At 63.6% G+C, this 12,043-nt stretch carries 9 protein-coding genes; 1 reads left to right on the forward strand and 8 read right to left on the reverse strand.

Going from position 1 to position 12,043, the window contains the following annotated elements; translation table 11 throughout:
* Window positions 1–1,034: 1,034 nt before the first annotated feature.
* The 3 genes from CK226_RS31900 to recQ all read right to left on the reverse strand — a co-directional run bounded on the left by CK226_RS31900 (window position 1,035) and on the right by recQ (window position 6,062).
* Window positions 1,035–1,697, reverse strand: coding sequence for an SMC-Scp complex subunit ScpB (locus CK226_RS31900; protein ID WP_063169436.1), 663 nt, complete (start codon window positions 1,695–1,697; stop codon window positions 1,035–1,037).
* Between the two features lie 2 nt (window positions 1,698–1,699).
* Window positions 1,700–2,656, reverse strand: a complete 957-nt coding sequence (locus CK226_RS31905; RefSeq protein WP_063169437.1) for a DUF1403 family protein — start codon at window positions 2,654–2,656, stop codon at window positions 1,700–1,702.
* Between the two features lie 1,567 nt (window positions 2,657–4,223).
* Window positions 4,224–6,062, reverse strand: a complete 1,839-nt coding sequence (gene recQ, locus CK226_RS31915; protein WP_095793977.1) for a DNA helicase RecQ — start codon at window positions 6,060–6,062, stop codon at window positions 4,224–4,226.
* A gap of 253 nt (window positions 6,063–6,315) precedes the next feature.
* On the opposite strand from recQ, the gene CK226_RS31920 reads away from it, so the two are divergent.
* Window positions 6,316–7,737, forward strand: a complete 1,422-nt coding sequence (locus tag CK226_RS31920) for a coniferyl aldehyde dehydrogenase (RefSeq protein ID WP_095793978.1) — start codon at window positions 6,316–6,318, stop codon at window positions 7,735–7,737.
* A gap of 233 nt (window positions 7,738–7,970) precedes the next feature.
* On the opposite strand, the gene CK226_RS31925 is transcribed toward CK226_RS31920, so the two are convergent.
* The 5 genes from CK226_RS31925 to CK226_RS31945 are packed head-to-tail and all read right to left on the reverse strand — an operon-like array spanning window position 7,971 to window position 12,040.
* On the reverse strand, window positions 7,971–8,330 hold the full coding sequence (locus tag CK226_RS31925) for a cupin domain-containing protein (RefSeq protein WP_095775816.1): 360 nt from the start codon (window positions 8,328–8,330) through the stop codon (window positions 7,971–7,973).
* Between the two features lie 9 nt (window positions 8,331–8,339).
* Entirely contained in the window at window positions 8,340–9,104 is a 765-nt protein-coding gene (gene kduD / locus CK226_RS31930) for a 2-dehydro-3-deoxy-D-gluconate 5-dehydrogenase KduD (protein ID WP_095790257.1), read from the reverse strand.
* The gene (gene kduI / locus CK226_RS31935; RefSeq protein WP_095790258.1) at window positions 9,101–9,952 is read right to left on the reverse strand and encodes a 5-dehydro-4-deoxy-D-glucuronate isomerase; all 852 of its coding nucleotides are present in this window, start codon (window positions 9,950–9,952) and stop codon (window positions 9,101–9,103) included. Before kduI ends, kduD begins: the two co-directional genes overlap by 4 nt.
* A 22-nt stretch (window positions 9,953–9,974) precedes the next feature.
* On the reverse strand, window positions 9,975–10,748 hold the full coding sequence (locus tag CK226_RS31940; RefSeq protein ID WP_095793979.1) for a FadR/GntR family transcriptional regulator: 774 nt from the start codon (window positions 10,746–10,748) through the stop codon (window positions 9,975–9,977).
* Between the two features lie 11 nt (window positions 10,749–10,759).
* Entirely contained in the window at window positions 10,760–12,040 is a 1,281-nt protein-coding gene (locus CK226_RS31945) for a TRAP transporter large permease (RefSeq protein ID WP_095790260.1), read from the reverse strand.
* Window positions 12,041–12,043 lie beyond the last annotated feature (3 nt).

The following is a 12,043-nucleotide window of genomic DNA, read 5'->3' on the forward strand; positions in this document are numbered from 1 at the left end:
ACGCAGCGGTGTGAGACGGGCATTCTTGTGGATGTTCATTCGGACCCTCCGATGGATGCTGAAGCGTGGTAACTCCAGTCTCCTCGGTCCGGTCCGAATGGACAACCTCTCGAAAGCTCACACCTAGAACTCCTCTTGAAAGCGTATCTAGCTTCAAAGGGCGTGTCGAAACGCGGTCTCCGGCTCGGCTTCGGTCACAAGATCGAGGACATTTACGAAGCCGCAGTGGCCCTAGGAATGCCGCCGATTGGGAACGTGAAGATGATTGCCAACAACCTTGACCTGATGAATTCTCAGCAAGATTTTAGGTACCCGTCGGGGTACAAGCTGAATGTCCCGCCGCCGAGCTTCTGCCGAGAAACGTATAACGCTCTCCACACAGCGATCGAGCCGAGGATCCCCACCGAGGTACTGAAAGCCAACCTCAAATTTCATTGGGATTTTCGGGGGAAGACTGTCATTTGGAAGGACGAATAGCCCGAGGATGATCTTCCCCATCTACGTTGGCGTTCTTATGGCGCTGCTGTCAGCATCCGCCATTGGCGGTGGCGGCAAGGCGATCTTGTTGGGATGGCCGCCTCGCTGACAATGGCCGGGATGGGCACTCGCCGGCTGGCTAGGTTCTTAGCAGGCCATAGCCGGCTGTCTGGTGGAGATCGTCTTTCAGGGCTTTGATCGTCTGTGAAAGGTCGCGAACCTTGTCCATCAGCGTCTGAATGGTCGCCCCGATGGGCTGGATCTTAACGCCTCAATCGTCGCGAGAAGCTCAAGGTAGACGTGGTTCAATTGAACTTTCTCCCTTCGAGAGCTCTCAATGGTGATCGACATGTGCGACCAGGCTCGATCAATTGCCTGTTCGCTTATCCTTCATCGACAAGCGGACGCGTGCCGCCACCTCCCTTCCGTCACGCGAAGGACCCAGCCGGCGAGACCAGACGGCGTGCGTGGCGCAATCTTCTATGTGACGAGCGGCGAGATCGCGTGTGTCCCGCCGTGATGGGATCATCTATTCGTCGAGCGCGGCGCTGGCGCCATCATCGTCGATATCTGCAAACCCTGGGATGATCCAGCAGCTTCTCCTTCGACAGCAGCCCGGCGTCCTCGAGCGCCTCGAAATCCGGCAGCTGGCGCAGCGTGTCGAGCCCGAACTGCGACAGAAAAGTTTTGGTCGTCACATAGGTGTAGGGCGCGCCCGGCTGCGGGCTGCGCGGCCCCGAGGCGACCAGCTGCTCAGCGCGCAGCACGCCGATCAGGTCACGTGACACCTCCTTGCCGAAAAAGCTCGACAGCTCGCCACGGGTGATCGGCTGGAAATAGGCAATGCACATCAAGACAAGCGCCTCCGCCTGCGACAGTTCTTTTGCTCCCTCGCCCGCTGCCGTGCCGAAGGCTGCGTGAATGGCGTCGCCAAAAACCTTTTTGGTCCGGTGCTGCCAGCCGCCGGCGACCGCGACCAGCTCGTAAGGGCGGCCGGCGAGTTCGGCGCGAATGTCGTCGATGATCAGCTCGATATTGCAGTTTTTTCCCACCACCCGCGCGAGGACACTACGTGTCACCGGTTCATTTGCCGCAAAGATCACCGCTTCGACGCGGGCCATCCATTCGCACCAGCGCAGCTCCGGCGGCAGATGTTCCAGTTCGGTGTCGAGCAGCGCCGGCTGATCGTTTGGCTTGCGGCGGGCGGACGCTTCGCTCATCGCTACAGCCCGAACAGCCGGAATGTGGGGCGGCCGGAGAGCTCGCGCACGACCTCCAGTTGCTGCAGCCGTTCGAACAGCCGTCGCGATGCAAAGCGCGACAGATTGTCCGTCGTCAGCGATCCGGACACGGCGTCTTCACTGAGCAGCAGAAAGATTACGTCGCCGGCGCCTTTGGCGCGCAGTTTCGGCGCCACCGCCAGGAGTTTTTCGGCCCGGCGCGACAGCTCGGCGGCCAACCGACAAGCGTCCGCGGCGGCCGCGACGAGCGCGATGCAAACCGCCCGCTCAAAATTCTTGTCCCCGGGCCGGATGCGCCGGCCACCGCCGGCCTCGGTGCGGAAAGATGGTCCAAAACCCTGCGCCATTAGGAGCGGCAGGGGCTGCGGCCAGCCCAGGCGTTGCGCCAGTACCAGGTCGGCGAGCCACCAGCCAAAGACTTCGGCATCGGGACGCATGGCGACGACCTCAGCGGCGATCGCCGCGGCGTCGAATGGCGCCGACCGCTGGGATACCCCGAGTTTTTCGATCTGCGTGCAAAGGTCGGCGAGCGCGGCGCCGTCCCAATGGAGGCCAAGCTGGTCGAGTATCTTCCCGAGCCGGCCGGGCGTAGCGGCGGGCGGCTGCCTGGCCAACTGCCGCCAGGCGCCAAAGACGGCGCCTGCGGGACCGGGGTCAGCACGTAGGGGACGCAAATGCCAGGCATCGCGCAAGGCGGCCGCATCCTCGGCGCGGCCGGCGAGCCGCATGCTGGAGGCGGCGCAGCGAACCGCCAGCCGCTGCCGCCAAGCGCCGGCCCAGGCTGCCTGCGCGCGGGCGAGCGTGTCGAGGGCACCCAGGGCGGCGCCGGCCCGGAAGGCGGCGTCGCCGTCACTCGGCGCGCCGGCGCTTGTGATCGCCCACGCGGGAACGGAGGGCGGCGCAGAGGAGCTGGCGGTCGCGGGATCGAGGCGAATCATAATTTGGAGAGTAAAGTGCCGGTGCGCTTTTCGCCATGATTTTCGTGCCAAAACGCACAGCCTGTCGGATCAGCACAACGACTGATAGTGTTGCATTATCAATCTCTTCACGAGTTCGTCCCTGCTAAGCCATTTGGCCAACAAGTAAGTCTCGACAGGGCACCTTTTTGCGCAGCCGGACGAAACTCCGTTCGGAAATGTGCCGGCTCGCGGCGTAGGAGCCTGCTCAGGTTCAGATGTCATGAAGGCATCTAACGCCCGATCTGCCGCGCAACTTCGGTCCCATATTCATTGCCGACGGGGTATCTGAGGGCGACGTTTTTTGCGGGTTTTTCCTGGTCGGCTTTGGAGGTGATGCTGGCGCCGATTGTCACAGGCTACTTCACTATCTGTTCCTTGACCGATGAGATCTTTTGCGCTGCGGCGCTCCCGTCTTTGCTGTGGGTCACCTTCTGACCCAAGCCCCAACGTACACACGCGGGAGTGTCCTACAAGCCATCGGTTTCGACAGATCGGATGGATTGGGCAGGCGAGCCCAAAAGCTGCGAGCTTAGAGCGGTTATAAATCGTAGTTGTAGCTGTGTAACAAACTGTGTAACAAAAAGCGCGAAAAGACTAGTATTTTCAGTATCATAGAGGTGAAAGGGAATCCCTCCCTCTCCGCCATTGATCACCAATCGCATCCAGGATCGCGCATTCCGCGAGTGCTCATGACGCGATAGATTCGGCCAGTTGCTTGATGGCTGTTTCAATGGATCTGTACGCCAAGCCGCTCATTCTTCCTCCATCGCACCACGGCACGATATTCGACACCATCCGCAGGGACGTGCAGGACGAACCGCTCGGGAACAACCACGCCGGGCTCCACCCGTAGCTCCGCACCATGAGCGTGTTGATTTCTGACGGAGCAAGCGATTGTCATACCCTCTGTGACAATGGTTCCCTCCTTTAGAACGGCCGCCCGGGGAAGTGAGCGTCGTTCAATTGGTGGATCATCGCGGTTGCCGCTCATCTTATCATTCCTCCGAAATCTTGTGGCGAAACGCATAAACTGACCGCGACAATGGCGATTAAATTAGCATACGCTAAAATAGTTCCGAAACTTTTATTGCGACGCAAGGTCGAGCGGTTGCGACGAAGGTATTAGGTCCAGCCCCGGCAACTGCACGGCGGCGACCTTCTTCGAAAAAAGCAAGGCGGTCTGAGGATGCGGTCTTGCTCAGCATCGAAATGCTGCCGCCTAATAGGCAAAAAGAGCCCACCCTGAATGGGGATCAAGGGCGGGCCAAGAGGTGGCTAGGGATCATCCCAGCTTAGGTCAACGAGCGGCGGAGGGGTTGGTTGCTTTGCTCACGCTGTAAAAGTGGTCATGAATTCCGAGCGGGGGCTTATGGTCACAGACCTATTGCTCACCGTTGTCTCGGCATTCGCAATGCTTGCCCCGCTCTATTTCATTCTTGAGTGACAGATGAAGATGGGCTCCGCGACGGGTACGGCGGCCGCTTATTCCAGTAGCGGTTGCGCTCCCGCTGGTGACCCTCACAGCTTGCAGGATGTGGTGCGGGCTTCAGACCGACCCGTCGGACCGGTGTCCGGCAATCGCCTTGACAAAAATCTCCCCGAACTCCTTGAGCTTCGCCCCTCCCACGCCATGGACCTCGGCGAAGGCGTCGAGGTCGCGCGGGCGGCGTTCGGCCATGTCGATCAGCGTGCGGTCGGAAAACACCACATAGGCCGGCACCTGGCGCTCCTTGGCCAGGCGCAGCCGCAGGGATTTGAGCGTGGCCAGCAGCGAGGCATCGACGCCATCGGCGTTGGCGCCCGAACCCTCCGCCCGCATCTTGCGCAAGGCGCGGCTGCGCATCTCGACACGGTAATGGAACGGCATCTCGCCGCGGCCGAGCGCATGGCCTTTCTCGGCGATGGCGAGGCCGCCATGGCCGCTCGGATCCGGCTCGAGGAAACCGCCGGCGACGAGCTGCCGGATCAGCGATAGCCAAAGATCCCTCTTATGCGCCGCGCCGCTGCCGAAGCTGGCGAGCTTCTGGTGACCGCGGGCCAGGATCTTCTCGGTCTCGTGGCCGAGCAGGATGTCGATGACATGGGCGGCGCCGAAGCGCTCGCCGCTCTGCGCGACCGCGGCCAGGATGATGCGCGCTTCCGCGCCGCCATCGGCGCGCGGCACCTGATCCAGGCAGTTGTCGCAATTGCCGCAAGGCTCGGCTTCTTCTCCGAAATAGCCGAGCAGCACCTGGCGGCGGCACTGCGCCGTCTCGCAATAGCCGATCAGCGTGTCGAGCCGGCGATGTGCGCGCTTCTTGTGCTCGACCGCGGCATCCTCGTCGTCGATGAACAGCCGGCGCATGCGGATGTCGCCAAGGCCGTACAGCATATGCGCCTCGGCCTTGCGCCCGTCACGGCCGGCACGGCCGATCTCCTGATAATAGGCCTCCAGGCTGCCCGGCATGTCGGTATGGAAGACATAGGCGACATCGGGCTTGTCGATGCCCATGCCGAAGGCGATGGTCGCCACCATGACGACGCCCGACAGCGTCATGAAGGCGTTTTGATTGGCCTCGCGCGCCTCCTTGCTCATGCCGGCGTGATAGGCGAGCGCGGTGACGCCGTTCTTTTCCAGGAAGGCCGCCATCTCCTCCGTCTTCTTGCGCGACAGGCAGTAGACGATGCCGCTCTTGCCCGGGTGACGCTCGATGAAACGCAGCAATTGCCGCTTGCCGTCCTGCTTGGATTCGATGGCGAGCTTGATGTTGGGCCGGTCGAACCCCAGCACCAGCGTTTCGACCCGCTCGGCGAACAGCCGCGCCTCGATATCGCTGCGCGTGCTTTCATCCGCCGTCGCCGTCACCGCGATGATCGGCACGTTGGGGAAGATGTGGCGCAGGCGCGACAGATCCTCATACTCAGGCCGGAACGCCGGCCCCCATTGCGAGATGCAATGTGCCTCGTCGATGGCGATCAGGCTGATTTCGAGCCTGGAAAGCGCCTCGAGCATCCGCTCGGTCATCAGCCGTTCCGGCGCCAGATAGAGCAGCCGCGTCTGGCCTGATGCCACGCGGCGCCAGGCCGCGACATTGGCTTCCCGGTCGAGCGAGGAATTGATCGTATCGGCGCCGACGCCCGCCAGCCGCAAGGCCGCGACCTGATCCTGCATCAGCGCCACCAGCGGCGACACGACCAGGGCGAGCCCGCCCATGACCAGCGCCGGCACCTGGTAGCAAAGCGATTTGCCCGCACCCGTCGGCATGACGGCCAGCACATGGCGCCCGCCGAGCAGCGCGTCCATGACATCGGCCTGGCCGGGGCGGAAATCGTCGAAGCCGAACACGTCTTTCAGGACGCGCCGCTTGGGATCCTCCGCCCGGACACTCGCCGCCTGTGCCGACATCAGTCGGACACCGGACGGGAAGCGATTTTTCGGGGATGGGAGAGGATGTGGGAATCGATCAAGATGCTCTCCGCGTGAACCTTTGGAGTAGCGCAGCTATCCTTGGAACACAACCGGAACGGTCATCCATGTCGACGGCGGACTGACTGACCGTGGCCCGCGAAGGCACAGCTTCCCCAGCGACACCCGCACCCCCGCTGGATTCCTTCGCGCTCGGATGTAAGCTTGGCCGGCAAAAGCCAGGGAGGGCGCGATGCTGCAGGTGAGACAGGATGTCCTGGGTGAACGGTTCCAGCTGCAGCGTACGGCCTTCGAGAAGCAGCCCTTTCCGGACCTGAGTGTTCGCAAAGACCGGCTGAAGCGCCTGCTGGCTTTGACCGAGCAGCATGAGGCGGAGATCTGCGCCGCGATCGGTGCCGACTTTGGCGGCCGCTCGGCGCATGAGACGCGCCTTGCCGAACTGTTTGTCGTGCGCGCCGGCATCCGCCACACGCTGTCTCATCTGAGCGGCTGGATGCGGGAACGTCGTGTCGCCACCACCTTGCCGTTCCTGCCGGGCCGCAATCGCCTCGTGCCACAGCCGCTCGGCGTCGTCGGCATCGTGTCGCCCTGGAACTACCCGTTCCAGCTTGCCGTCGCGCCGGTCACGGCAGCGCTCGCCGCCGGCAACCGCGTGCTGGTAAAGCCGTCCGAACTGACGCCGGCCTTCTCCGCGCTGCTCGCCAGGCTGGCCGGCGAGCACTTCGCCTGGGACGAGTTGAGCGTCATCCCCGGCGATGCCGAGATGGGCAAGGCCTTCGTGTCGATGCCGTTCGATCATCTGCTGTTCACCGGCTCGACCGCGGTCGGCCGCCAGGTCGCGATCGCCGCGGCCGCCAACCTCACTCCGGTCACGCTCGAACTCGGCGGCAAGTCGCCGGCGATCTTCGATCCCTCCTGCGATCTCGATGCGGCAACGGCCAGCATCGCCTATGGCAAGCTGCTCAATGCCGGGCAGACCTGCATCGCACCGGACTATCTGCTGGTGCCCAAGGGGCAGGCCGGCACGGTCGCCGCCAAACTCGCTGCCGCGGTGGCGCGGCTCTACCCGACGCTGCGCGACAACCCCGACTACACCGCCATCATCAGCGACCGGCATTTTCAGCGCCTGCGCGCCATGATCGCGGAAGCCCGCGATGCCGGTGCCGATGTCGTCGAAATCAATCCGGCCGGCGAGGACTTCGGCGCCGCGAGCCGCAAACTTTTGCCGACCCTGGTCAGCAATGCCGGCCCGGATTTGCGGCTGATGCGCGAGGAGATTTTCGGCCCGGTGCTGCCGATCGTCGAATATGCCACCGTCGACGAGGCGATCAGCCATGTGAACCAGGCCGACCGGCCGCTGGCGCTCTACTGGTTCGGCAACGACAGCACCAACCGCCGGCGTATCTTGCGCGAGACCGTCGCCGGCGGCGTCACCGTCAACGACTGCATGCTGCATCTGGTGCAGGAGAACCAGCCTTTCGGCGGCGTCGGCGCCAGCGGCATGGGCGCCTATCACGGCGAATGGGGGTTCCGCACCTTCAGCAAGGAGAAGCCGGTTTTCCTGCAGTCGCGCCTGAGCGCCGGCGCCCTGCTGCGCCCGCCCTACGGCAAGACGTTCGAGCGGATTTTCAGCCTGCTCCGGCACATCACCTGACCGAAGGCAGCCGTCGGTTGTACGGCGCATTAAGCGTATCTTCACCACGATGCGGCAGTCTTCACATCCTGCGGTCATGTCTTGAGTACCGCGGCGCCACAAGCGCCCAGGCAACAACCCGCGCCTCTTTTGGGGCGCGGGTCATGCGCCCGCACTCGATCTCCCAGATTTGGCTGGCCAAGTCCTCGGCTAAAGCATGATGCCGAAAACTGTGAAGCGGTTTTCGGACGACATCATGCTCTATCGCTTTGATTTAGAGCAAGAAAATCGGCACGGTGCGGCGTAAAGCTGTCGACCAGCCGTCCCGCTTCCAGCGCCTTGACGCCATGCACCAGACCGGACGGCACGATGAAGCTGCCGCCGGCCTCGAGAATTTCCGTCCGCCCGTCGATGGTCACCTCGAAACGGCCCTCGGCGACATAGCTTGACTGGACATGCGGGTGCGAATGCAAGGCGCCGACGCCACCCTTGTCGAAGCCGAATTCAACCAGCATCAGCTCATCGGTGGAGAGGAGAACGCGCCGCCTGTTGCCGTCTGCCGTCGGCGTCCAGGCGCCCTCGCCGGCATGCGCGAAGATCTTGGTCTTGGTCATGTCCTCTCCTCAGCGCGCCAGCCAGCCGCCATCCACCGGAACCGCGGCGCCATGCATATAGTCGGAAGCCCGTGCCAGCAGGAAGACGGCGGCATCGCCAATGTCCGACGGCTCGCCCCACCGCCCCGCTGGAATGCGCCCGAGAATGGCGGCGCTGCGATCGGGGTCGGCCCGCAGCGCGTGCGTGTTGTTGGTCTCGACATAGCCCGGGGCGATGGCATTGACATTGATGCCCTTGGCCGCCCATTCGCAGGCGAGCAGGCGGGTGATGCCGAGCACGCCGTGTTTCGAGGCGGTGTAGGAGGCGACGCGGATGCCACCCTGGAAACTCAGCACCGAGGCAATGTTGACGATCTTGCCCCGGCGACCATCGGCAAGCGCGCGCCTGGCGAAGGACTGGCAAAGCAGAAACACCGTCTTCAAATTGACGTCCATGACGTCGTCCCAGTCGGTCTCGGCCAGATCGACGGCATCGGCGCGCCGGATGATGCCGGCATTGTTGACCAGCCCGTCGAGCGGCCCGCTTTCGTCCCACACCCGATCCAGCATCGGTCCGGCGGCCGCCGTGTCGGCAAGGTCGGCGCTCACCGCTTCGAACCTGGCGCCGATGGCCGCGACCTTGCTCGCCGTATCGTCCATCGACGAGCGGCCGACGCCGACCACCGTGCCGCCCGCGCGCGCGATCGAGAGGACAATGCCTTGGCCGATGCCGGTGTTGGCGCCGGTGACGAGAATGCGCTTGCCGGCCAGGCTGAAGGCGGAGAGATCGCTCACCGCAGCTCTTCCATCGTCACGGGCTCGATGTCGGTATAGTCGACATTGTCACCGGCCATGGCCCAGATGAAGGCATAGTTGGAGGTGCCCGCGCCCGAATGGATCGACCAGCCCGGCGACAGCACCGCTTCCTCGTTGCGCATGACGATATGGCGCGTTTCGTCCGGCTCGCCCATGAAATGGAAGACGCGTGCCGCCTCGGCCAGGTCGAAGTAAAGATAGGCCTCCATGCGGCGGTCGTGCACATGGCACGGCATGGTGTTCCAGATGGAGCCGGGCGCCAGCTGCGTCATGCCGACGACAAGCTGGCAGGTCTGTGCCCCTTCGGCATGGATGAACTGGAAGATCGAGCGCTCGTTGCAGGCATCCTTGCTGCCGAGGTCGAGGCGCCTGGCGTCACTGACGCGGATCAGCCGATTGGGATGTGCCTGGTGCGCTGGCGCGCTGAGCAGGTAGAACTTGGCCGGCGCGGCCTTGTCATCCGAGGCGAACGCCACATCATTGGTGCCCATGCTGAGATAGAGCATGTCGCGCGCCTGCAATTCGAAGGACTGGCCGCCTGCTTCGATCGTGCCGGCGCCGCCGATGTTGACGGCGATCAGTTCGCGGCGATCGAGAAAACCTTTGGTCCCGGTCGGTTTGATCGCTTCCAGCCGCAACGCTGTCGCCACCGGCATGGCGCCACCGACGACCATGCGGTCATAATGAGTGTAGGTCAGGTTGATGCGGCCTGGCTGGAACAGGTCCCCGATGTGGAAATTGTGCCGCAGTTCGTCCGTTCCCATGGCCGCGGCGGCAACCGGATCAATGGCGAAGCGCGATGTATAGTCGGTATGGTTCTGGCTCATTTCCGTCCTGACTTCCGATGGATCATTCGCCGGCGGCCGCCTTGACCGAACTGGCGTAATAAGCCTGTCGCGCGTGCAGACGCTCTCGGTAGCGTTGCTGGCTGGCGCCCAGATGGGCGCGCATCGCCTCGCGCGCGGCTTCGGCATCGCCCGATGTAATCGCATCGAGAATCACCAGATGCTCGCGCTGCAGCCCGTGCTGATAGCTGTCGGACTGCACCAGTTCGGTGGACCAGGGTGAGGTCACGTCGCACGGAATGGCGCGGCGGCCGAGCACGTCGAGCATCTCGACGTAGAACGGATTGTTGGTGGCGCTGGCGATGGCGCGGTGGAAGGCAAGATCGGCCGGACCGGTCGGCTCGCTGGCGAGCAGCAGCCGCTCGAATTCAAAGAAGGCTTCCTGGATCGCCGCCTCCTGAGCGGCGTTGCGGCGGATGGCGGCGAGCCCGGCCGATTCGATCTCGATCGCCAGGCGCACTTCGAGCACGTTGAGGGCGATCGAATCCTTGCTGCCCATGTCGGCGGCAAGCGCACCGAACATCGTCGAGATGTGCTCGGTGACGAAGACGCCGGCGCCCTGGCGCGGCTCGACCAGGCCGTCGGCGGCAAGCTTGGCCAAGGCCTCGCGGATGACGGTGCGGCTGACGCCGAAGGTTCCGGTCAGTTGGCCTTCGGTGGGCAGTTTGTGGCCGGCGAGGATCTCGCCCGCCTGAAGCTGCCTGCGGATCGCCGCCACGACGGCCTCCGACAGCTTGGGTTTTCTCTCGACCCGGAGGTCGGGCGCGGTATCGGACACGTGGCGATCTCCTAGTGGAACAGGCTCGGCAGCCACAATGAAATTTCCGGCACGTAGGTGACAAGCATCAGCACGACGAAGGCGGCACCATAGAATGGCCAGATCGAGCGCATCGCTGTCCAGATCGGGATACGGCCGATGGCGCAGCTGACGAACAGAACCGCGCCGACCGGCGGCGTGCAAAGGCCGATGCCGAGATTGAGGATGAGGATCACGCCGAAATGGACGGGATCGACGCCATAGGCCATGACGACCGGCAGGAAGATCGGGGTCGTGATGATGATGAGCGGCGACATGTCCATGAAAGTGCCGAGGATCAAAAGCACGACATTGATCAGCAGGAGAATGACCAGCTTGTCGCTGGACACCGATTGCAGGAAGGCGACGAGCGCGGCCGGCACGCGAAGATAGGCGAGCAACCAGCCGAAGGCAGCCGCACAGCCGATGATCATCAGCACCATGGCGGTGGTACGCACCGCCGCCGTCGTGGCCGCGACGAAATCGCCCCAACTCATCGAGCGGTAGACGATCAACGTCACCAGGAAAGCATAGACGATGGCGATGCACGAGCTTTCGGTCGCGGTGAAGACGCCGGACCTGACGCCGCCGAAGATTATGCCTATCAGGATGAGGCCGGGAATGGCGGCGACAAGCAACTGCAACGCCCGGCCGAAGCCGGCGAAGGGTTCCGTCGGATACCCTCGGCGGCTTGCGACCCAATACGCCGTTACCATCAGCGACAGCGCCAGCAGCAGACCCGGCAGGACGCCAGCCGTGAAAAGGTCCGCGATCGAGATGCGGCCGCCAGCAGAGATGGAATAGATGATCATATTGTGCGAGGGCGGAATCAAAAGGGCGATGATTGCGCCGACCGAGGTGATGTTGACGGCGTAGTCGATGCCGTAGCCGCGCGCCTTCATCTGCGGGATCATCAGCCCGCCGACCGCCGAAGCATCCGCGACCGCCGAGCCGGAAATGCCGCCAAACATCGTCGAGGCCGCTATGTTGACCTGCCCGAGGCCGCCGCGCAGATGGCCGACCAGCGATCCCGCCAGCGCCACCAGCCTTGCGGCGATGCCACCGCGCACCATCAGGTCGCCCGCGAAGATGAAGAACGGGATGGCCATGAGCGAAAAGACGCTGACGCCGGAATTGAGCCGCTGGAACACCACGACGGGCGGCAGGCCGAGCGTCAGGATCGTCGCGAAGCTGGCGACGCCGAGACAGAACGCGATCGGCGTGCCGATGACCAGCAGGAACACGAATGTACCGAAGAGGACGGCCAGCGCCATTGT

Origin of the sequence: Mesorhizobium sp. WSM4311, assembly GCF_002295115.1 — a bacterium.
GTDB lineage: Bacteria > Pseudomonadota > Alphaproteobacteria > Rhizobiales > Rhizobiaceae > Mesorhizobium.

Excerpts from the sequence above, each read along its gene's own strand:
- CK226_RS31925 (WP_095775816.1), bottom strand. The coding sequence starts at position 8,330 with ATGACCAAGACCAAGATCTTCGCGCATGCCGGCGAGGGCGCCTGGACG.
- CK226_RS31945 (WP_095790260.1), bottom strand. The coding sequence starts at position 12,040 with ATGGCGCTGGCCGTCCTCTTCGGTACATTCGTGTTCCTGCTGGTCATC.
- CK226_RS31920 (WP_095793978.1), top strand. The coding sequence starts at position 6,316 with ATGCTGCAGGTGAGACAGGATGTCCTGGGTGAACGGTTCCAGCTGCAG.
- CK226_RS31900 (WP_063169436.1), bottom strand. The coding sequence starts at position 1,697 with ATGAGCGAAGCGTCCGCCCGCCGCAAGCCAAACGATCAGCCGGCGCTG.
- kduI (WP_095790258.1), bottom strand. The coding sequence starts at position 9,952 with ATGAGCCAGAACCATACCGACTATACATCGCGCTTCGCCATTGATCCG.
- recQ (WP_095793977.1), bottom strand. The coding sequence starts at position 6,062 with ATGTCGGCACAGGCGGCGAGTGTCCGGGCGGAGGATCCCAAGCGGCGC.
- CK226_RS31905 (WP_063169437.1), bottom strand. The coding sequence starts at position 2,656 with ATGATTCGCCTCGATCCCGCGACCGCCAGCTCCTCTGCGCCGCCCTCC.